Below are 21,447 nucleotides of genomic sequence, written 5' to 3'. Positions count from 1 at the left end.
GTCGCGAGTTAAACTCAGATCCATTCCACTATGCAGGTATTGAAAGACCTGGTCCATTGCCACATGGGCACCCTGCAGGCGCAGATGGAAGGCTTCCCATCCACGGATTTTTGGCCAGAACCGTCTGCTGGCCTCACCCTTCGAATAGGGAATGCCGACCCCAATAATGGAGCCGGCACTGTCTGCCCGCTTGCAGCTTCCAGAATGGCTACCCGGCTGAACGCAGGGCTGTCGCGAGTTTCACCCGTGTTGCCGCCAATGCTGGCAGAGCACCGCCCACCATTCCAATGGCGATCCCCAAAAGCGCACCATCCTTTAGAACATCAAGGCTCACCTCTAGTTGAAAGCCAGTGGTCGTATTATTCGGGCCGACTGTGCTTGCCTGCCACCCATTGAATAATAGCCACGAAGCAGCAGCGCCCAAAACCGCGCCAGCGACCGAAAGCGCCACGGCCTCGACCCACGTGCCGGCAAAAGCTGACAAGCGGGAAAAGCCGAGCGTGCGCACGGTGGCGATCTCCATGGCACGATTGGACACCGAAGTCATCATCGTGTTGATTGCTCCAACCGTGGCCCCAATCGACATCAAGATCGCCAGCGGCCAACCGAACAGTCGGATCAGCGTGGAGGTCCGCGCCGATTGCGCTGACAAAAGCTGTAACTCTGTCACCGCAGTCAGTGGCGTTTGCGACAGTGCAGGCAGGGCGGCCTGCACCGTGCCCAATGCCTGCGGGGTGATCAACGATGCACGCAGAACCTGCACCTGCCCCATCTGATCAAAAGCGGATTGCACCGCCTCAAGCGGCCCCCAGATTTCAGATTCCATTGCGCCACCATCGGCATCGAAATGCCCGACAACCAGCCAATCGACGGCCCCCAATCGCACGGTCTGACCAATACCAAAGATGCGCGCGCGCGCAGCAAGGTTGCGACCCACCACGATTTCCCGGGTGCCTTGTGAAAAACTGCGCCCGACCGCCACTTCCGCATTCGGTCTTAGCGCGACGCCCGTGGGATCCATACCGCGCAGTGCCAAGGTTTGCAGTGATCCATCCGTCGCTGTCTGAATTTCGACCGGTACGACAATCTCACGGGAGAAGACAACCGCCCCTGTCTCGCCACGTTTCAACCCCAGATCAGCCGATGTGGCCTGAAGGCTGCGGATCACGCCTGATGGCATGTCAGAGCTGGTTTCCTGGTTGGTGCCACCACCCAAAATCACGACAATTCCGGGTGAACCATTTCCAGCCAAAGCCGTCTCGAACCCCTTCGCCATCGCCAGGAACCCGGTCAGAACCGCTACCACCAGTGCAACTGAGAGCACCATGGAGAGCGAAATCCAGAGCCGCTGTGGCAGGCTGCGTAAATTGGCAGAGATCATCACCAAGGTTTGTTTCACTTGCAAAAACATCTGACTACCTCGCCCTGAACGCGTTGGAAACTGTGGTCCGCATTGCTAGACCCGCGGGCAGCAAACCGGTGAAAATCCCCAGGGACACCGTGATGATCGTCGCCTTGCCCACAACAGCCGGGGTCAAGACAAGACCAAGCGCCGGACTGGCAACCTGTGTTGCAAGTTTGGTCAGTGCCACGCCGATAAACCCGCCGAGAACGAAAATAAGCAGCGTTTCACAAAGAATTAGAACAGCGATGAACTGATTGGTGAATCCAAGCGTCTTAAGAACGCCGATTTCAAAGGTCCGTTCGCGCACCGCAAACAGCATCGTATTGATGACAATCATCAGGATGGTCACAAAGGCTGCGCCGACAACGAGCGATACGATCAGTTCAACATCCGCGAACTGGCGCAGAAAGGCCTCCAGAAATTGCTTTTCAGACTGCGTTTTTGTCGGCGCTCCAGTATTAGCAAAGAGCGCGTCAATACGTGCGGCGAGTGCACTGGCCGCGATATCCGGTGCTGGCTGCACCACGAAGCTGTCAACGGTATCCACATTCCGTGCCCGCAACGCGTTCACGTATTCGTAGTTTGCCAGCATGAAATAAGTGTCGGTACTTGCGGTCGCCCCTTCAAACACGCCGCCGACTTCAAACCCCCAATTGCGACCACCTGCTTTCTGCAAGATATTGAACGAGGTGATGTCAATTCGCTGCCCGGCACGCCAACCTTGCGCATCGGCAAGCGCGCGCCCGACCAGAACACGATCACGGCCCTGTTTCAGCGCGGCCAGGAGATCCGGTGTCAGACCGAGGCTCTCGCTGTTGATCCGCGCAATGTCATCCGCAACTACCGCGTTGGCGACGACGACATTGCGCTCAACCTCGCTGTAGCCGCGCAGGCGGGACATATAGGCCACATCGGCCACGCCCTCCACTGAGGAAATGCGGCGCTGATAGGCGATCGGCAATGTATGACCCCGGCCCGATTTGTTCATGACGCCAAGCACATCATCATTTGCCCCAGCTGTGCCTTGGGTTCCCGACAGAAAACTGGCTGTCAGCCCGTAGATCAGGAACGCGACTGCAATACAGAAGACCAAAAGCAGGGTTCGCATGGGTTTGCGCCAAGCATTGCGTCTGGCCAATGTCAGAAAGGTCATGCGGCGACCTCTTGTGTCTCGATGAATTGCCCCTTGTTTAGGTGCAGTACACGGCTTGCATGGGTTGCAGCCTCAGGATCATGGGTGACCATCACAATAGTCTTCTTCAGTTCGCGATTGAGAAACCCCAGCACCTCCAACACCTCGTCAGCCGAGGCGCGGTCCAGATCACCCGTGGGTTCGTCGCACAGAAGCAGAGGCGGATCGCTGACGATGGCGCGGGCTATGCCCACCCGCTGCTGCTGTCCGCCGGACATGCTGGAGGGGAGTTGTTTGCCACGTCCTGAAAGGCCAACCAAATCAATGATCTTCTCGACCCGTGCACGGCGCTCGGCCCGCCCAATGGGTTTCAGTAGCAGTGGCAATTCGATATTTTCGGCCACATTCAGAGTTGGCAGCAGATTATAGAACTGAAAGACGATGCCCACGTTATGGGCACGCCAATTGGATTTCTTGGCTTCGCCCATCTGTTCAAGTTTTGAATTGCCGATCCTAATGCTGCCCTGGTCAGGTGCATCAATCCCGCTCAGCAGGTTGAGCATCGTCGATTTCCCGGATCCAGATGGCCCCATCACCGCGACAAATTCGCCGGCGCCGATCGAGAGACTGAGGCTCGAGAATATCTGGAGTTTGTCCTTGCCGAAGGTGAAACCCTTTGAGACACTATCAAACTGGATGAAGGGCATGGTCTGAGATGGGGGCATAAAAGCTACTCCTCTAAAGATTGGGCGATCAAGTATCACCCAAGGCGATACGGATGCGGGCCGCCATATTGGGGCGAATGCCATCTGGGGGGCTGTCGAGAGTGAGACGCAGTGTGATCGTGCCCCTTTCGGCTGACACGACTGGCGAAATACCCGCGACGCGAAATCCAAAGGGCTGGTCCGGGTAGCCATCCAAAACAGCCTCCCCAGTCAATCCCACCCGAAGACGCGACACATTGGTTTCAGCAACCTCGGCATCCAGGTAGACTGACGCTGTGTCAGTGATGACCATGAGGTTGTCCGTGCTCCGGATGGTATCAACGCGCGCAAGGACGCTATTGCCGATACGGGCAGAGAGATCTGTCACCGTTCCAGACACCGGTGCCCTGATGATCAGCTCATCGACATGTTCCTGAGCGATCTGAACCTTCAGATCCGCCATAAGCACTTCTTGCTCCGCCTGCCTCAAAGCGGTTCGTGCCAACTCCAACGCCGTGGCAGCATCCTGTGTCGCGCGTGCCGTGACGGTTTCCTTAGCCAGCAGTGATGACAACCGGACATGGTCACGTATGGATTGCTCAACCTCAATACGTCGGGTATCTCGCTGAAGCACTGCAAGCGCCTGATCGATCTGTGCAGTCTGCAATGCAAATTGGGCGCCGGGATCGCTGACCTCAGCCAGTTTCTGTCCCGCGTGGACCTGATCCCCCAATTCGACAAACAGTTGCGTAATGGTTCCCTCGTACTTTGCAAAGACCGAAGCATAGTTTTGAACGGTAACGTACCCCGACCCCGTGATCTCGCCCGCCGGAGCAAGGATAGGTGCCGATTGGTGGTCGCTGATTGGACCGGAATCTGATGTGTCGACAGCAGCTGGTTCGCGCTGAATCGCCGGATCTCTTGGCTCCAGTTGGATTCCAGCCCACTCGCGCACACCCGCAACGACAGGCAACTCAGCCGACCAAAGGAAAAGCCCACCTACACCAAGAAAAGCTGCGAACAGCAGCATTCGCAGCGCCGCCAACGCACGACGCGGCTGGCCCTTAGAGGTGTGACCATCCGAAGCGGATCCAGCTGGAAGCGGGGTCAAGGCCTCGGCAAGATTTCGGTGGGTATCGGTGTGAATGTTCATGGCCCATGGATCGGCCATTTTCACTTCGGAGCGCGACCTATAAGCCGCGCATGACGTACCAAATCGTCATTTGACACTGTATTTCCCTAATGTTGAACGTCTAGATCCGAGCACGGATCGCTGCTTGCAGGTCACGGAGCACTGCCAGATTGATCTAGCCGCATCCTCCATGGCTACCCTCTCTGCTGCCAAGACGGTCTTTCCCTTGGTCAATCCAAGTTAGGCTTGTGCACCAATCGCACAGCATGTGATGGCTTTTACGCTCTGTGGCTGATATCGTCGCGGGACGAGGCTGAATTCGATCATTGAGGTCTTGTTAACACCTGTGGTCCAGTCTGATGTGTGATCGCAATAATGGCGCTAGGTCGCGTCAGCAGTGGCACCGACCGCCAATGTCCCACACCAAGAAATTGGTGTGCATCAGTTCGGCCTCTTCCTGTAAACCTTCGAGGAAAAATGAAAAACAGCGAACGGCTCTTTCAGTGGTTTCATGATGTCTGGGTGGATCAGAACCTAGATCTGGTTGAGCCGATGTTTCATCCCGAACTAGAGGTCAATGGCCCACTCCATGGCACTGTTGCTATCGCCGAAGACTATAGAGAGGTGGTTGCGACCCTTAGCAATATCATTCACGATCTCAATCTGACGCTGACCCACGCGCTGGACGACGGCGACCTTGCAGCTATCCGGATTTGGGTGCGCGGTTATGGGCGAAACGCGGAGGAGCCGCTGGATTACTTCGGCCAATTGATTGTCCGGATGCAGGATGACCAGATCAGGGAGTTCCTGTCGAACTTCGACTATATGACCATGTTCGAGCAACTCGGCCAGTTGCCACAGGATTGTCTACCTGTCTGTATGACGGGCGAACGGTTGGCATGGACCGATGAGACCTGACTGATCATCCCAGTCGGCCGCCACACCTATTTACGAGTCTGCATAAGTTACGGTTTTTCGCCTCATCAGGGCCGCAGGCTACTGGAACAGTGCACTGTTGATGGTAGAAGGTCGTCGACCAGTCGACGGGGCGCCTATGACCGAGATATTAGCAGATTCCAAAACCTCCCCAAAAGGCGACGCGATCGCTATGGCCGATCTGGTCCGGGTTTTTGGCCGTATCGGGTTGATGTCCTTTGGAGGACCGGCAGCTCAGATTGCGCTGATGCATAAGGAACTGGTCGAGGATCGCACCTGGCTGAGTGAGGCCGGGTTTCTGCGCGCGCTGTCGTTTTGCATGATGCTGCCGGGACCTGAGGCGATGCAATTGGCCACCTATGCCGGCTGGCGGTTGCGCGGCGGCCTTGGTGGTGTTCTGGCTGGGCTGCTGTTTGTGCTGCCGGGGGCATTGGTGATTGCCGCACTGGTTTATCTATACGTGAACTTTGGCACGCAACCGATTGTGCAGGCCGGATTTCTCGGCATCAAAGCCGCAGTTGTTGCTATCGTTTTGCAGGCCCTCCAGCGGCTGGGAAAGAAGGCGTTGCATGGGGGGACGGATCTGGCACTGGCCGCGTTTGGATTCTTCGCGTTGTTTCTCTTTGATCTGCCGTTTCCGCTGGTCTTGCTGACCGCCGCACTCCTCGGCAGTCTGCGTGGGGTTTCGGCGAAGGTTGAGCCTGCGGCGCGGACACCCGCGACCGCGGGGCCGCTCTGGGTAACGCTGTTGCTCTGGGGTGGTTTGTGGCTACTGCCCCTCGGCGCGCTGAGCCTGTTTGGCCCGCAGCTGCTGGCGGATATTGGCTGGTTTTTTGCCAAGCTGGCCGTGGTCACCTTCGGCGGCGCCTATGCGGTGCTGGCCTATATGTCGCAGACCGTGGTCGCGCAGTACCAGTGGATCGAAACCGGTCAGATGATTGATGCACTGGGGCTGGCGGAGACAACACCGGGACCGCTGATCCTGGTGACGCAATTTGTGGCGATGCTGGCCGGCGCGCTGGCCTCTGGCATGTGGATGGCGCTGGCGGCTGGGTTGGTGGCGCTTTGGGCGACGTTTATGCCTTGTTTCCTCTGGATCTTTCTCGCCGCCCCTCATGTGGAGCGGATTGCCAGCCATCCCCGGCTGGGCGCCGCATTGCGGGCGATTACAGCCGTTGTGGTGGGCGTGATCCTCAACCTTTCGGTCTGGTTTTTGCTGCATGTGCTGTTTCGCGAGACTGTCACGCTGGAGCTGCCTGCGATCTCGCTTATGCTGCCGGTCATGGCCAGCCTTGATGTCTCTGCCGCCCTGTTGGTGCTGGCAGCGCCGGTTGTGGCGCTGGTCTGCGGCGGCCGACTGGCCTTGATTTTGCCCGTCATGGCAGGGCTTGGGATCGCGATATGGCAAGTCACCTAGGCTGGGCAACCGCTGTACAAACAAAGTTCATTGTCCTGCTAGTGTCAGAAATTATTTACGAATCTCTAACGAGCGACCCTTTAGTTTCCGTCAGAAATCCGTATTCTGAACGCAAAGAGATTTAAGGGTATCGGAATGTCCCGCGAAATTGACTATGGAAATCTGATGCATTCGGCCATGCGTGGCCTGATCCGCTCGGTTCTGGATGGGGTGGCGGAGCACGGGCTGCCCGGCAACCACCATTTCTTTATCACCTTTGATACCTCACACCCGGATGCGGAACTGGCGGATTGGCTGTCGGACCGCTACCCCGGCGAGATGACCGTGGTCATGCAGCACTGGTTCGACAATCTGGATGTCGGCGAGGACGGGTTTGCCATCACGCTGAATTTCGGCGATGCACCAGAGCCGCTGTATATTCCTTACGACGCGATCAAGACCTTTGTGGATCCGTCTGTGGAGTTTGGCCTGCGCTTTGAATCCCCGGAGGATGACGACGAGGTTGAGGAAATGGTCGCCGAACTCGACGATGATATCGAGATTGAGGTGGAGGAAGATCCGGCGGACAAGAAACCCGCTGACGTCGTCTCGCTCGACAGTTTCCGCAAGTAACAGAATTTCCAGCTTAGCTGGGCCTGTGCCCACTTAGACAGATGCGCTGCATAACCCATGCGGCGCATTTTTCACATCTGGGGTGATGGTGAGATGAGGTTCACCCCTTAATGTGCTGTTAATAAATATATTTACAGGCTTCAGACCAAGGCATTAACGGCGCTCAAGAAAGGTCTTCAATTCTTTGCGCGGGAAACCGTTGCGATGCGAGGAATAAACAAGATCCAGTCCGCCCTCCGCCAATGTGCGATCATACTGCTGCATTTCGTAGTCGCCATTGGGGCCAATAAACATCGAAAACACCGTCAGCGTGTCCCCGATAATCCGGCCCCAGACGTAAGGCTCCCCCTTCATCGGGTCAAGCTGCACAGTATGCCCGAAAACATTGCGCTTCATCGCGGCGGCGAAGATATCAGCCCGTTCGGTTGGCTGGAATTCTACATTGTAGGATTTGGTTTTGCGGCGCCCGTCCTTCTTCAGCGAGGTTGTGGTCCATTGAACATAAAACCCGTCGTCACTGTTGGCGAGGGGACCAATCCGGACGGTCGCATCGCGCTGTTCCTTGCTGCCATCGGGGTTGGGCACCTCTAGCGAGCCCTGATAACGCCCGAAGAACGGGCGCACATCGGCCGCAATCACCTGCCCCGCCAGCGCCATGATCATCAACAGCGTCAGAAAACCCGTCTGGACCTGCCACTGTAGCCGCGCCAGAGACAGCGTTATGCCCCGCGCAGGGCGCCGATGCCTGCCCTTGGTCGCGGCCTGCTGTGGCGGTTTGGCTTGATATGTCAGCACGGGCAGATCCTTTGGATTGTTGTCTGTCGCGGGTGTAACTGCGCTTAATCTAGCGGTCTTCTGATCTGGTGCAATAACTCATCCTGCAATGGCCCCTATACCTTGGGTTCGGAATGGCTATGCTGCGCGAAACTGCGCAATTGCCTCGTGGCCCGGACCGGGGTAGACGGCATACCGACGCATACATTTAGTCATCATCAGACGGAGAGAGACTTATGTCCGATACCCGCACCGAAACCGACAGCTTCGGTCCGCTTGAGGTCCCCGCCAACAAATACTGGGGCGCCCAGACCCAGCGGTCGATCATGAACTTCCCCATCGGCTGGGAAAAACAGCCCGTCGCCATCGTGCGTGCGTTGGGGGTGATCAAACAGGCCTGCGCCATGGCCAACAAGGCCTCGGGCAAGCTGGACGCCAAGATCGCCGATGCGGTCATTGAGGCGGCGGGCGAGGTGATCGAGGGCAAGTTTGACGACAACTTCCCACTGGTGGTCTGGCAGACCGGGTCCGGCACCCAGTCCAACATGAACTCCAACGAGGTGATCGCCAACCGCGCGATTGAGATCCTCGGCGGTGTGATCGGCTCCAAGGATCCGGTGCACCCGAATGATCACTGCAACATGGGCCAGTCTTCCAACGACACCTTCCCCACCGCCATGCATATCGCCACCGCGATGTCCGTGCGTGACGTGCTGGTGCCCGGGCTGACCAAACTGGCCGAAGGGCTGGAAACCAAAGCCGAGGCGTTCAAGGACATCATCAAGATCGGCCGTACCCATACCCAGGACGCCACCCCGCTGACGCTGGGGCAGGAATTTGGCGGCTATGCGCATCAGATCCGTCAGGGTCTGGCGCGGGTCGAGGCGGCGATGCCCGGCATCTATGAGCTGGCGCAGGGCGGCACCGCCGTGGGCACTGGCCTCAACACCCAAAAGGGCTGGGGCGAAGAAGTCGCTGCCAATATGGCCGAAATCACCGGCCTGCCCTTTGTCACCGCGCCGAACAAATTCGAGGCGCTGGCCGCCCATGACGCCATGGTGTTCCTGTCGGGCGCTTTGGCCACGATCGCAGGCAGCTGCTACAAGATCGCCAACGACATCCGCTTCCTCGGCTCTGGCCCGCGCTCCGGTCTGGGTGAGCTGATCCTGCCGGAAAACGAGCCGGGGTCCTCGATCATGCCGGGCAAGGTGAACCCGACACAGGCCGAGGCGCTGACGCAGGTCGCAGCCCACGTCATGGGCAATGACGCGGCGATCAAATTTGCAGGCTCGCAAGGGCATTTCGAGTTGAACGTCTACAACCCGATGATGTCCTACAATCTGCTGCAGTCGATCCAGCTCTTGGGTGATGCGGCGGACAGCTTCACCGAGCGGATGCTGAACGGCATTGAGGCCAATGAACCGCGCATCGACAAGCTGATGAAAGAGTCGCTGATGCTGGTCACCGCACTGGCGCCCACAATCGGTTATGACAATGCCACCAAGGTCGCCAAGACCGCGCATAAGAACGGCACCACGCTGAAGGAAGAGGCAATCGCGCTTGGCTTCGTGGATGAGGCGACGTTTGACGCCGTTGTCCGTCCCGAGCAGATGATCGGCCCGAAAGACTGATGGCTGGTTCCGGTTCAGGCCCGGTTAATCTGAACCGGTATCGCAAGGAAAAGGCGCGGGCTGAGAAAAAGGCCCGCGCTGACCAGAATGCCGTGACCTATGGCCGGACCAAGGCTGAGAAGGATCTGGACAAGGCCCGCAACGCGCAAGACGTCCGGCGACTGGATGGCACGAAGCGCGACGCGCCCGAGACCGACGATGACTAATCGCCCGCGGAAACACTCCCTGACCCTGCGCGGTCATCGGACCTCGGTCTCGCTGGAGGATGAGTTCTGGCAGGCCTTCCGCGAGATTGCGGCTGAAGACGGGCGTGCCATCAACGATCTGGCCGCCGAAATTGACGAGACCAGAGGCGTGGACTGCGGTTTGGCCTCAGCCATTCGCCTGCATGTGCTGCGACGCTTAAGGTCACGTTAACCAAGTTTGGCATCTTAGAGAGATGCCGGTCCTTGCCCACCTTCACCGCTGATGCCTGATTGCTGCAACTATTCCCGTCGCAAGCCGCTGCAAAAGGCGGCGTGGTGCGTCGTGAAAAGCGGGGCACTGAACGGCTGCTGGGCTAGCGCGGAATGAGTCGCAACCAGATCCCGTTTTTCGACCGAACTGTCAGATGCGCGACTGGCACGGGTTCTTGCTCCGCAACAGGTTTCACCCGAAACCGCTGTAGGATCAGCGACAGGATCAACGGTCCTTCAATCATTGCAAAACCGGCACCTGTACAGACACGCGGTCCAGCCGAGAACGGAATATAGGCCTCGCGCTGGCAGGTCTTGCCGTTCTCCGTCTGCCAGCGACCGGGATCAAATCCGTCCGGGTTTTCCCAGAGCCGCTCGTGACGGTGCAGGTGCCAGGGGCTCAGCACCACCTGCGCGCCCTTTGGAACAGTCCGGCCGCGAAACTGCTGCGGGCAACTGGCCTCTCGCACCATCATCGGCACCGGCGGATAAAGGCGCAGCGCCTCGCGGAAGACATCGCGACTGATCCGCAGCTTAGCCGCCGCGGCAAACTGGTCCAGAGACAGCGCCGCCGCCTCCGTTGCGATTTCCTCCTGCCAGTCGGGGGCCAAAGCCACCAGATAAAGTGCCCAGGCCAATGCAGACGCGCTGGTCTCATGCCCGGCCAGAAAAAAGATCGCCACCTGATCAACCATCTCATCCGTCGTGAACAGCTCACCGGTTTCGGGGTCTTGTGTGGTCATGATCTTGGTGGCCAGATCATCCGGTGCCTGGCCCGATGCGATGGCCGTCATGCGCTGGTTTGTGAGATCCCTGATCAGACCCCGGATCCGGGCCGCATTCCGCCGCGTGGCGGGTCGGTGAAATCTGGGCAGCCAGCATGGCAGCGGCACAAAGGCCGCGAGATTGAGGATGGGCTGCCCCTGCTGATAGGCCCGAAACCGGTGAAACACCTCCTGTGCCAGATGATGCTCAATCGGGATCGAAAACAGCGTGCGGAAGATCACATCCGCTGCCGCGTGGGAGGTTTCCGCCTCGATTTCAATGGGGCGGTCCGGTTGCTGCTCCAATTGAGTCGATAACCGCGCCACAGCTGCCTCCGCAGCGGCATACATTGCCGGATAGATCTCTCGCAGCCGGCCTCCTTCAAACGCGGGGTCAATGATCCGGCGCTGCCGTTTCCAGACCTCACCATTGGTGAGAAAGACCGAATTCCCAAGCAACGGGCGCAGCCCCTCACCAATGCGGTTGGATTTCGGGAATACCTCCGGGCGGTCCTTTAGCACCGTGCGCACCAGATCCGGTTGATTGACCAGAAAGGACCGAAAGAAGGGCGTGCGAAACTCTGCCATCCAGGCACGATAAAGCTTGGCCGGCTGCGCCGAGAGAAGATCCGCGCGAAACAGCCGCAGATAGCGCCAGAGCGAAACCTTGGCGGCGCGGGCCGCAGGTTTTGGCGGGATGATCACAGGTCCACCAGCTGACGCAGCAGCCTCGCTGTCATGGCGATCATCCAAGTGCGGCAGATCCCCCATCACCCACCAACCGAAGTGTATTTGGACGCGGTCACATCAATGCGTGAGCGCGACGGATTGCGGTTGCGATAGCGGCTTTCCAATGTGCGCGGACCTGCCGTGATCAGAAAATAGTCGTAATCTCCCGGCTGATCAAAGGCGCAGAGATATTGGAAATGCAGCCGGAAGAAGCGCCAGCGCAGCGCCGCCCATCGTGCCGGGCTGAGGGTCTGGGTAAAGGCCGCCGAGATAACCAGCGGCCAGCGTTTCTGCGGTGGGGACACCCCCGTGACCGCGACCGGATCACAGAGCGCAAAGGCGCAGCCATCCCCCGGTGCGGTGACGTCGACCCAGCAAAGATCTCCCCGCCCGGAGAGGTCACGCAGATCACGCCGCAGGCGATGCGCCTCAGGCAGGAAGGAGACCATCGGCACCACCTGCCCCAGGCTCAAAAACCCCAGCACCGCATGACGCCCCGCCAGCCCGCTGCGCTGCACATCAGCCAGCACGCTGACACCGACATGCGCCCCGGACGAATGGCCCACCACCAGCACCTCATCATAGCTGGGATCGCTGAGCGCCACGGCAATCTCACCCGCGAATTGGGCGATACGCTGCTCCAGCTCGGGTGCGTAGGCGCCGCGCAGGGCTGCGGAATGGGCGTAATCATGCATCAGATAATAGGCAAAGAGGCGACCATCCTGCCGCCGGAACCAACGCAACAGCATGGCTGCCGCAACCAGACCGGCGACCCAAAACACCAGTGCGGCCAGCGCCGCACCCCAGGTGGAGGTCAGCCCAAGCCGGGCAACGCCCCCCTGCCCCAGACGCGCGATGACCAGCGCCACGATGAAGGCCAACGCCGCCTGCAGCACCAGCATCCCCACGGGGTACAGGGCAGCAATGACCGGCCCTTTGCGCAGCCACATCAGCCGTCGCAGCGTTCCGGTGGAGATATAGATCCATGCGGTGCGAAGCATCTGCCAATAGGTCTCGGCAATGGATGGATCCATGCTGTCCTGCACGATGTCGGACCAGACCAGCACGTCAACATCGGTGTCGACCTCATGCCCCTCAATCTCTGCGTGGACCTGCCAGCCAAAGCCGCCTGCGCCGTCGGTCGCGGTCGCGCTCTTGGGACGCGGCACCAGAGACAGCTGATAGCCGGAAATCTCGGCCTGCGCTGCGCCCTCACTGCGATAAAGCTCACGGTAGCGGCGCGGCGGCATCGGGTCGTAGCCGGGGATATAGAAGACCTTGCGACGACGTACCGGCGGATCCTGCGGTGCGCCGTCCGGATCCCGGTGCGGCGCACTGGCTGTGGGGGTTTTGGGGTTCTGCTCTTGCACGGATTGCGCGGCCCGATTTGCCTGTTGTTGTCCGCTCAGCTTAGCCGCGCTGCATCAAAAGCGTAAGCCCCGCCGGTGATTTGCCGAGCGGGGCTTTTGATCCGTGCAAAAGCTGCAGTGGGTCGTTCGGATCAGCCGAGTGTTGCCAGCGCCGGGAAGGTCTCCAACAGCCAGAAGGAGAATTCAGAAAACAGACCGGTGACAAGCATCACACCGACAAAGATCAGCAGCCCGCCCATGAACTTCTCAATCACGCCCATGTAGGGCTTGATCCGGTTCATCAGCACCATGGAGCGGGTGAGGAAGATCGCGGCCAAGAGAAACGGCACACCCAGTCCCAATGCGTAGATCCCCAGCAGCAAGGTGCCGCGTGTGACCGAAGCCTCGGTTGCCGCCAGCGACAAGATCGCGCCGAGTTGAGGGCCGATGCAGGGAGTCCAGCCGAAGGCAAAGGCCAGCCCAAGAATATAAGCCCCAACCGCCGAGCCGCCGGATTGATCGGTTTCCATCCGCGCCTCACGATCAAGCAGCGGAATGCGGAACACGGAAAGGAAATGCAGCCCGAAGACAATCACCACAACGCCGGAGACCTGCGCAAAAAGCTCCTGATTCTGCAGCACAAACGCGCCAAAGGCCGAAGCGGTGAAGCCCAGCAGCAGAAACACCGTAGACAGCCCCATGATGAAGAACAGCGCGGCCACAATGGCCTTGCGTCTTGCCCGCGCCGTGCCTTGGATCTCTCCAATGGAGACGCCGCTCATATAGGCCAGATAGGGTGGCACGATAGGCAGGACACAGGGCGACAGAAAACTGACCAATCCAGCCGTCAGCGCCACCAGCATGGCAGGGATCAGCCCTGCGTCGATGATTTCAATTCCAAACATGCCCAACCCTTAGACCAGCCTCCGACAAAGGTCACGGGGGGAGCTGGTCACAACCTTGTGGACAGGATGAAACAACCGGATTATCTGCAAGGGATGACCCACGAAAACGAGATCCTCGACGCCCTCGGGCTGCTCTGCCCTCTGCCCGTGCTAAAGGCACGTAAGCGTCTGAAACCATTGGCCTCTGGCAGGGTATTGGAGGTACATGCCGATGACCCGGCTGCGGTGGTGGACATCCCGCATTTCTGCCATGAGGCAGGCCATGAGCTGCTGGAAATCCGCGACAATCCGCAGCATCAAATCTACCTGATCCGCAAGGGTGGCTAAGATCAGGGGAGCGGGTTTTCCGCCCCCTCTGGCAGGGCTTCGGTGTCCTGACTGAAGATATTGATCCAGCCGCCATCCTGACGCTGCCAAATCGAACTGACATACATCGCAGCGCCTTCAGCCTCCCCCTCTGCCTGCCCCGGACGGGTGTAGCTGGCGCGGTACGCCAGCAGCGCTGTCTCGGGGCCAAGCGGCAGAACGCGCGCATCCTCGATGCTGAACTCTGCCACCGTCGGCCCCTGTGACAGCTGATCGGTATGATCGTCCCGCCCGGCAAAGCCGCTTGGATAGACGCCGAGAAACTTCGGATGCAATGCGGCCCTGTCAGCCGCGATATCGCCCTGTTGCAATGCGGTCCAGACAGCGGTTTCAGCTGCCAGCAACTCTTGCACCAGCATCTCCGGCTGAGAGGTGTTTTCAGTTTGCATCGTTCCTCGCATAGCGGCCAGATGGTCCTGACATGAAAAAGGCGGGCCTGATGCCCGCCTTTTCAGTCTTTTGCGATCAGCTGCCAACCGACCACCAGCCGCGCCGTTTCGGCTTCGGCGGGCTTGCCGGTTCGGCATCAGCGGTGGCCAGCTCCGGCTCCGGGGCTGTCTCTACCTCTTCCGTCGAGGCCTCTGCGGTCTGTGGCTCGTCAGCCTCTGGTGCTGTTTCCTCAGCGGCAGGGGTGTCCTGATCTGCGACAACATCTTCAGCGGTGGCCTCATCCGCCACGATCTGGCTCGGTGCGGCCTCCTCAGCTACGGCGGCGGTCTCTGCTTCGGCGGCGGCGGCGGGCACCTCTGCGGCGGCGTCACCGTTCAGCGCTGCGGGTTCCGCAGCAGCCTCAGCGGGCGTCTCAGCGCTCTCAACAACCGGAGCCTCGGCAGGTTTGCTGTCCTCTGCCTTTGCGTCCTCAACCACCTCTTTGACCTCAGCCACAGGCTCTGCCTTGGCGTCCGTCTCCGCCGGGGCGTCGGACTCAGCTGTGACTGTCTCGTCAGTCTTCTTCTTGCGGCTGCGCGAGCGGGTCCGGGTGCGGGTGCGCTTCTTCACCTCACCGTCACCCTCGCCCTCTTTGGCATCGGCGCTCTCTGCTGGCTCAGCCTTGGCGTCGGCCTCGTCCGCAGCGGCGCCATCCGACGCCGTCTGGTCGTCCGCGTTTGCATCAGCCTGAGCGGCGTTGTTGCTGTCATCACCGTCCCCACCGGAGGATTTCCGGCGACGCCGACGGCGACGCTTGCGCTTGGGTTTATTGTCGCCCTCGCCCTCATCACCTGCGGTCTGTACCTCTGCGACGTCGGCGTCATTGGTTTCAGCCTCGGCCTCATCCGCCTCGTCATGCGCCTCATCCGCATCAACCTGATCCATGATCGAGGTATCGACGGACACCACAGGCGCTGCGGCAACAGGCACCACGCGGGACGCGGTTTTGAACTTCTCAAGCGAGAAATCCGGGCTGACCAGATGCGGGTCCCCTTCGATCCGCACGGACAGACCGTAGCGGGTTTCGATCTGGGCGATATGCTCGCGCTTCTGGTTCATCAGATAGTTGGCAATGCTGACCGGGCAGCGCACCAGCACCTCGCGGGAGCGACGGCGGGTGCCTTCCTCCTCGATCTGGCGCAGGATCGACAATGCCAGCGAGTCATCCGAGCGGATCAGGCCGGTACCATGGCAATGCGGGCAAGGCGCGGTTGTCGCCTCGATCATGCCGGGACGCAGACGCTGACGCGACATTTCCATCAGGCCAAAGCCGGAGATCCGGCCCACCTGGATGCGGGCGCGGTCGGTCTTCAGCTTGTCCTTCATCCGCTTTTCGACGGCGGCGTTGTTCTTGCGCTCGTCCATGTCGATGAAGTCGATGACAATAAGACCGGCAAGGTCGCGCAGGCGCAGCTGGCGGGCCACCTCTTCGGCGGCCTCCAGGTTGGTCTTCAGCGCGGTTTCTTCGATCGAGCCTTCCTTGGTGGCGCGGCCGGAGTTCACGTCGATGGCCACCAGTGCCTCGGTGACGCCAATCACGATATAGCCACCGGATTTCAGCTGCACCGTCGGATTGAACATCGCGCCGAGGTAGCTTTCGACCTGGAAGCGCGCGAACAGCGGCAGCTGGTCCTGATAGTTTTTCACGTTCTTGGCGTGGGACGGCATGATCATCTTCATGAAGTCCTTGGCGATGCGGTAGCCGCGTTCGCCCTCAACCAGAACCTCGTCAATCTCGCGGCTGTAAAGATCGCGGATCGAGCGTTTGATCAGATCGCCTTCTTCGTAGATCTTCGCGGGCGCGATGGATTTCAGCGTCAGCTCGCGGATCTGTTCCCACAGGCGCTGCAGATATTCATAGTCGCGCTTGATCTCGGATTTGGTGCGTTTGGCGCCCGCGGTGCGGACAATAAGCCCGGCGCCGGTCGGCACGTCGAGTTCAACGGCGATGTCCTTCAGCTTTTTGCGGTCGGCGGCATTGGTGATCTTGCGGGAGATGCCACCACCGCGCGCGGTGTTGGGCATCAGAACGCAGTAACGGCCAGCCAGCGACAGATAGGTGGTCAGGGCAGCGCCCTTGTTGCCGCGTTCCTCTTTCACGACCTGAACGAGCAGGACCTGACGAACCTTGATCACTTCCTGAATTTTGTAGCGACGTGGGCGCGGTTTGCGTACCGGGCGAATATCTTCGCTGTCATCCTCATCGGCGACGGATTCGATATTCTCATCCTTCGCCGTCGCATCTGCACCAGCGTCCTTATCGACACTGTCATCAGACTCCGCGTCCTCTGCGGCGTCATCCGCCTCAGGTGTCGCCGTATCTGCCGCGCCCTCGGCCTCACCGGATGCGTCCTGCGCCTCAGGTGTGTCCGAGGCCTCTTTGACGGCCTCTTCCACAACCGGTTCAGCAACGGTCGCGTCATCGGCGGCAGCGGCCTCCGTTTGAGCGGCCTCAGGAACCTCCGCCAGCTTGGTCTCGGCGGCTGCGACCTCATCGGTCAGGTCAATGGTTTCCATACCCGCGATATCAGCGCCGTTTTCAGCGGTTTCGGGGCTGACGTCCTTGGTCTCGACCACGTCCGCGGATTTCACCTCCGCAGCTTTGGTCCGGCCACGACGCGACCGCGACTGCCGCTTGGCAGGTTTGGCATCCTCTTCGTCATCACGCGCGCGCTGTGCCTCGGCATAGGCGCGCTCTTCTTCCATCAGCGCCTCACGGTCGGCGACCGGGATCTGATAGTAGTCGGGGTGAATTTCCGAAAACGCGAGGAAGCCATGGCGGTTGCCGCCATAGTCCACAAAAGCCGCCTGCAGCGACGGTTCGACGCGGGTTACTTTTGCGAGGTAGATATTGCCAGCAAGCTGGCGTTTGTTTTCGGATTCAAAGTCAAATTCCTCAACCTTGTTTCCGTCGACCACCACGACGCGGGTCTCTTCCGCGTGGGTGGCATCAATAAGCATCTTCTTTGCCATGTGTCCTTGGTGCACCTGCCGCGCACGCGCGCATCTGGCCCGTTGCCGGGCGGACGTGAACGATCGGGGTGGTGTCTTGTCTGGGCGATGTCTTGTGGCGCGCGATTGGCCCATGCAGTACAGCGGTTAGCCCCGGAACATCTGTCCGGCCCTCCTGCCTGTCTGCTGTTCTCTCTCGCGCGCGTCATCGCGTTTCTTCTCCGACAGGTGGGAATACCCGCGCCCTGCCCTGATTATATCCCTGCTGAGAAACCTCAGTCAGGTGCTAAACTGCCCCGGAATACTGCGGGGCCAATCGGTCTGACTTTGCTTTCTCGGATCTTGCCGGACAAAAACAAAGGCAGCGAATCTCATCAAGAGGGGCAGGATCACGAGGGTCCCATCCTCATTTGGACAGCATAAGACCTGTGGATAGGTAATGACAATGGTCATTCGTCACAGCCGCAATCTAAATACTATCTACTTGGTTCTTAGGCGAAAATTGGTGAATAATTCGTTAGCAAACAGCAAGGGCCGCACTCCGGAGGATGCGGCCCTGCCTGTGAATGCGCGTGGATCAGCACTCAGGACAGATAGTCGGAGCGTTGCAGGCCGTATTTGGCCATTTTTTCATTCAGCGTCCGGCGCGGCAGGCACAATTCGTCCATGACACTGGCGATGGAGCCTTTGTGGCGGCGCATGGTGTTGTCGATCAGCATCCGCTCGAAGGCTTCGACATATTCCTTCAGTGGTTTGCCCTCGGTGGTCATCACCGGTTGCATATCCTCATGATCGGACATCAGGAGCGAGGCAATGGTGCCAGAGCCGCGACGCGACTGCAGCACGGCCCGTTCGGCGATATTGATCAACTGGCGTACATTGCCCGGCCAGGGCGCCTGCAACAGCTGGGCCGCCTCCTGCGCGCTGACTTGGGGCGCGTCACAGCCATATTCTTCGGAGAACTGCTCGCTAAGACGGGTGAACAGGGTCAGGATATCCTCGCCGCGCTGGCGCAGCGGTGGCACCGTGATACGCAGCGCCGCCAACCGGTAAAACAGATCCGGGCGCAGCGCGTCCTCGCAAGTCTTGCCTGCCTCCTGCAGGTTCGAAATCGCCACGATGCGGGTCTCGCCAGGGATGCCCTGCTCATTGATCACACTCAAAAGCTTGGCCTGCAGCGTCTCGCTCAGCGCGTCGATATCTTCCAGCACCAGCGTGCCGCCGCGGGCCTCCTCGATGGCGGGCAGCATGCTGTCTTCGGGCAGCATCGGGCCAAACAGACGCTTGGACAGCGCCTCCTCCTCCAGTGCGGCACAGGAGACCAGCACGAATTTCTTGCCCGCCCGGCTGCCCACCGCATGCAGCGCGTGCGCCACCAGCGTCTTGCCGGTGCCGGTCTCGCCGTCGATCAGAACATGGCCGTCGGCCTGCCCCAGATCGAGGATATCTTCGCGCAGGCGCTCCATCACCGGGCTGGAGCCGATGAGTTTCTTCATGATGGTGCTGCCATCAGACAGCTCGCGGCGCAGCACCCGGTTGTCCAACGTCAGGCGGCGCGCGCCCGTGGCCCGTTTGGCCAGCTCTGACATGCGATCCGGGTTGAAGGGTTTTTCGAGAAAATCGAAGGCCCCGACCCGCATCGCCTCAACCGCCATCGGCACATCGCCGTGACCGGTGATCATGATCACCGGCAGCGCAGAGTCGCTGCCCATCAGTTTCTTCAGGAACTGCATCCCGTCCATGCCGGGCATTTTGATATCCGAGATGACAATGCCGGGATAATCCGGCCCCAGCACTTTCAGCGCATCTTCGGCGCTGGCAAAGGTCTCGGTGTCATAGCCAGACAGCGCCAGCCATTGGCTGATCGACTGTCGCATATCCTGTTCATCATCGACGATCGCGATTTTCATGGCCTGTGCCATTCGCGTGCCCTCCATCCAGTGATACCGCGCTATTCTGCGGCCTCGATGCCGTCCACAAGGATCGGCAATTGCATTTCAAATACGGCGCCACCGTTCTGTCCGTTGCGGGCAGTCAGCCGACCGCCTAGGTCGTTCACGATACCGGAGGAGATGGCAAGCCCCAACCCAACCCCGTCCCCCGGCTGCTTGGTGGTGTAGAAGGGCTCAAACAGGCTGCCGAAATCCTTGATCCCCATCCCGTTGTCGCGCACCGACAGGGTCGCGGTCTCGCCTGCGGCAAGCAGGATTTCGACCTCAGGATCTGCAACTGACTTTGTAGCATCTAGCGCGTTTCGCAGCAGGTTCACCATAACCTGTTCAATGCGCATCCGATCCCCCATCACATAGACCGGTTGTTCGGGCAGGATGCGGGCGATTTTGACATGCCGCTGACGCAGCTGCGGCTCCATCATCGACAGGGATGAGGCGAGCGCATCGCCCATATTTACCGGGCTAAACGCGTCACCGCCCTTGCGCGCGTAGGATTTCAGCTGGCGGGTGATGGCGCCCATCCGTTCAATCAGGTCATCGATCCGGCCAAAGGAGGCAAGCGCCTCCTCCGGGCGGTTGCGATTGAGCAGCAGACGCGCGCCGGCAAGATAGGTTTTCATCGCCGCCAGCGGCTGGTTCAGCTCGTGGCTGACGGCGGCTGACATCTCGCCAAGGGCGGCCAGTTTAGAGCTCTGCGCAAGGCTCTGTTCGGCGACCGCAAGCGTCTCCTGCATGCGTTCCCGTTCGGCAATTTCCCGCTGCAAGCGCGCGTTCAATACGCGAAGCTCTGCCGACTCCCGCTGAAACAAAGCCATGCGCAGCGCGGTGCGGCGGCTCAGCGCATAGAAGGCCAGCGCCAGCAGAATGGCGAATCCCATGATTTCCAACGCCAATACCGTGTTCACCCGCTCTCGGATCGACGCATAGGTGGTGAAGGACGTAAGTCGCCAGCCCTGAAACGGGATCCGCGACTCCAGCCGCATCACCGCCTCACCCTGCAGGTAGGCATCCGCTGGCAGGGCGGTCCAGTCGGTGGTGGCGCGGATCGCCCGCTGGATTGCGCCCTCCGGCGTCTGCAGCTGCAGCGCGTCTTCTTCCGACAGGCCGCGCCAGCGCGACTCCGTCGCCAGCAGGATGGTGCCAGTACTGTCGCTGACCATCACCGCATCGGAAATGCCCGCCCAAGCGCGTTCGAATTTCTGCAGATCGACCTCCACCACAATCACCCCAAGGATGCCGGAGGTGTCCACAATGCGGCGCGAATAGGTGAAGCGATAGCTGCCGACTTCGGTGCGGATGGCGGAGAATACCGTGGTTTTGGACCGCAGGGCGTCGACGAAATAGGCCGCATTGCGGTGGGTTTCCCCAAGCCGGTTGCGATCCGTTGCCGCAACAGTGCGCCCGTCCTGCGCCATCAGCATGATGGAGGCGGCGCCGATTTCCTCAACAAAGGAGATCAACCGCTGGGTGGAGAGCGAGAAGTCGTTGGACTGCAGCGCAGAAATCAGCGCCTGATCCCGCGCCAGCAGCTGTGGCACGATGGCATGACGCCCCAGCTCACTCACCAGGTTGCCAGAATAGAGCGCCAGACGCAGCTCAGCGCGGTTGCGGGTACTTTCGGTAAAGCGGTCGGTCAGGGCACGGTTGGTGACCCAAACGGTCACTGCGGCCACCGCCATCAACACCAGCAACGCAAGACGCACCCGCCACGATGTCGTGCGGGAGCGCGGTTTTTCAGAAGATGTTGTTGCGTCACGCGCGGCAGTCATAGGCAAAACCTAACGCAAGCCACCGCGGCTTCAC

General features: G+C 59.9%; 19 protein-coding genes. 7 read left to right on the top strand and 12 right to left on the bottom strand.

Going from position 1 to position 21,447, the window contains the following annotated elements; translation table 11 throughout:
* Positions 1 to 208: 208 nt before the first annotated feature.
* Genes OO25_RS02505 through OO25_RS02490 form a run of 4 tightly spaced genes read right to left on the bottom strand, consistent with a single transcriptional unit; the run spans position 209 to position 4,412 of the window.
* Positions 209 to 1,399 (bottom strand): ABC transporter permease, encoded by a 1,191-nt coding sequence (locus tag OO25_RS02505; RefSeq protein WP_242406964.1) that lies wholly within the window; start codon positions 1,397 to 1,399, stop codon positions 209 to 211.
* A 16-nt stretch (positions 1,400 to 1,415) separates the two neighbouring features.
* Positions 1,416 to 2,558 carry an ABC transporter permease gene (locus tag OO25_RS02500; protein WP_040178312.1) on the bottom strand — a complete coding sequence of 381 codons (1,143 nt, stop codon included), beginning with the start codon at positions 2,556 to 2,558 and terminating at the stop codon, positions 1,416 to 1,418.
* Positions 2,555 to 3,262, bottom strand: a complete 708-nt coding sequence (locus tag OO25_RS02495; protein ID WP_040178310.1) for an ABC transporter ATP-binding protein — start codon at positions 3,260 to 3,262, stop codon at positions 2,555 to 2,557. The genes OO25_RS02500 and OO25_RS02495 overlap by 4 nt, the downstream gene beginning before the upstream one ends.
* Before the next feature lie 28 nt (positions 3,263 to 3,290).
* The gene (locus tag OO25_RS02490; protein WP_040178308.1) at positions 3,291 to 4,412 is read right to left on the bottom strand and encodes an efflux RND transporter periplasmic adaptor subunit; all 1,122 of its coding nucleotides are present in this window, start codon (positions 4,410 to 4,412) and stop codon (positions 3,291 to 3,293) included.
* A gap of 438 nt (positions 4,413 to 4,850) precedes the next feature.
* Here OO25_RS02490 and OO25_RS02485 point away from each other — a divergent pair, with 438 nt between their 5' ends.
* The 3 genes from OO25_RS02485 to OO25_RS02475 all read left to right on the top strand — a co-directional run bounded on the left by OO25_RS02485 (position 4,851) and on the right by OO25_RS02475 (position 7,338).
* Positions 4,851 to 5,291, top strand: coding sequence for a nuclear transport factor 2 family protein (locus tag OO25_RS02485; RefSeq protein WP_040168833.1), 441 nt, complete (start codon positions 4,851 to 4,853; stop codon positions 5,289 to 5,291).
* 136 nt (positions 5,292 to 5,427) lie between these two features.
* Positions 5,428 to 6,726 carry a chromate efflux transporter gene (gene chrA / locus OO25_RS02480; protein WP_040168831.1) on the top strand — a complete coding sequence of 433 codons (1,299 nt, stop codon included), beginning with the start codon at positions 5,428 to 5,430 and terminating at the stop codon, positions 6,724 to 6,726.
* A gap of 135 nt (positions 6,727 to 6,861) precedes the next feature.
* On the top strand, positions 6,862 to 7,338 hold the full coding sequence (locus OO25_RS02475) for an SspB family protein (RefSeq protein WP_024097465.1): 477 nt from the start codon (positions 6,862 to 6,864) through the stop codon (positions 7,336 to 7,338).
* Between the two features lie 153 nt (positions 7,339 to 7,491).
* Here the strand turns inward: OO25_RS02475 and OO25_RS02470 are convergent, their stop codons facing one another.
* On the bottom strand, positions 7,492 to 8,133 hold the full coding sequence (locus OO25_RS02470; RefSeq protein WP_040178307.1) for a hypothetical protein: 642 nt from the start codon (positions 8,131 to 8,133) through the stop codon (positions 7,492 to 7,494).
* Between the two features lie 215 nt (positions 8,134 to 8,348).
* Here OO25_RS02470 and fumC point away from each other — a divergent pair, with 215 nt between their 5' ends.
* From fumC to OO25_RS02455, 3 genes are read left to right on the top strand one after another with little or no spacing between them, the layout of a single operon-like run.
* Positions 8,349 to 9,743, top strand: a complete 1,395-nt coding sequence (fumC, locus tag OO25_RS02465) for a class II fumarate hydratase (protein ID WP_040168824.1) — start codon at positions 8,349 to 8,351, stop codon at positions 9,741 to 9,743.
* Positions 9,743 to 9,949, top strand: coding sequence for a DUF4169 family protein (locus OO25_RS02460; RefSeq protein WP_040178306.1), 207 nt, complete (start codon positions 9,743 to 9,745; stop codon positions 9,947 to 9,949). Before fumC ends, OO25_RS02460 begins: the two co-directional genes overlap by 1 nt.
* Complete coding sequence (locus OO25_RS02455; protein ID WP_029601902.1) at positions 9,942 to 10,160, top strand: ribbon-helix-helix domain-containing protein; 219 nt, start codon at positions 9,942 to 9,944, stop codon at positions 10,158 to 10,160. Before OO25_RS02460 ends, OO25_RS02455 begins: the two co-directional genes overlap by 8 nt.
* A gap of 142 nt (positions 10,161 to 10,302) precedes the next feature.
* On the opposite strand, the gene OO25_RS02450 is transcribed toward OO25_RS02455, so the two are convergent.
* The 3 genes from OO25_RS02450 to OO25_RS02440 all read right to left on the bottom strand — a co-directional run bounded on the left by OO25_RS02450 (position 10,303) and on the right by OO25_RS02440 (position 13,945).
* Complete coding sequence (locus OO25_RS02450) at positions 10,303 to 11,733, bottom strand: cytochrome P450 (protein WP_082035276.1); 1,431 nt, start codon at positions 11,731 to 11,733, stop codon at positions 10,303 to 10,305.
* Entirely contained in the window at positions 11,733 to 12,941 is a 1,209-nt protein-coding gene (locus OO25_RS02445) for a hypothetical protein (RefSeq protein WP_369808848.1), read from the bottom strand. The genes OO25_RS02450 and OO25_RS02445 overlap by 1 nt, the downstream gene beginning before the upstream one ends.
* A 251-nt stretch (positions 12,942 to 13,192) precedes the next feature.
* Positions 13,193 to 13,945, bottom strand: a complete 753-nt coding sequence (locus OO25_RS02440; protein ID WP_040168812.1) for a cytochrome c biogenesis CcdA family protein — start codon at positions 13,943 to 13,945, stop codon at positions 13,193 to 13,195.
* A gap of 93 nt (positions 13,946 to 14,038) precedes the next feature.
* Between OO25_RS02440 and OO25_RS02435 the strand changes: the two genes are divergently transcribed.
* Entirely contained in the window at positions 14,039 to 14,272 is a 234-nt protein-coding gene (locus OO25_RS02435) for a sulfurtransferase TusA family protein (RefSeq protein WP_040169560.1), read from the top strand.
* Between the two features lie 2 nt (positions 14,273 to 14,274).
* On the opposite strand, the gene OO25_RS02430 is transcribed toward OO25_RS02435, so the two are convergent.
* The 4 genes from OO25_RS02430 to OO25_RS02415 form a co-directional block, all read right to left on the bottom strand.
* Entirely contained in the window at positions 14,275 to 14,700 is a 426-nt protein-coding gene (locus OO25_RS02430; RefSeq protein ID WP_040178304.1) for a nuclear transport factor 2 family protein, read from the bottom strand.
* Between the two features lie 76 nt (positions 14,701 to 14,776).
* Positions 14,777 to 17,713: a ribonuclease E/G gene (locus OO25_RS02425; RefSeq protein ID WP_040178302.1), complete on the bottom strand. Its 2,937-nt coding sequence runs from the start codon at positions 17,711 to 17,713 to the stop codon at positions 14,777 to 14,779.
* A 563-nt stretch (positions 17,714 to 18,276) separates the two neighbouring features.
* On the bottom strand, positions 18,277 to 19,614 hold the full coding sequence (locus tag OO25_RS02420; RefSeq protein WP_014879832.1) for a sigma-54 dependent transcriptional regulator: 1,338 nt from the start codon (positions 19,612 to 19,614) through the stop codon (positions 18,277 to 18,279).
* Positions 19,615 to 19,643: 29 nt separating this feature from the next.
* Complete coding sequence (locus tag OO25_RS02415; RefSeq protein ID WP_014879831.1) at positions 19,644 to 21,413, bottom strand: ATP-binding protein; 1,770 nt, start codon at positions 21,411 to 21,413, stop codon at positions 19,644 to 19,646.
* Positions 21,414 to 21,447: the final 34 nt, after the last annotated feature.

This window comes from Phaeobacter sp. S60 (assembly GCF_000826845.1).
In the GTDB taxonomy this organism is placed as follows: domain Bacteria; phylum Pseudomonadota; class Alphaproteobacteria; order Rhodobacterales; family Rhodobacteraceae; genus Phaeobacter; species Phaeobacter piscinae.
This window is presented reverse-complemented; position numbering and strand designations above follow the sequence as displayed.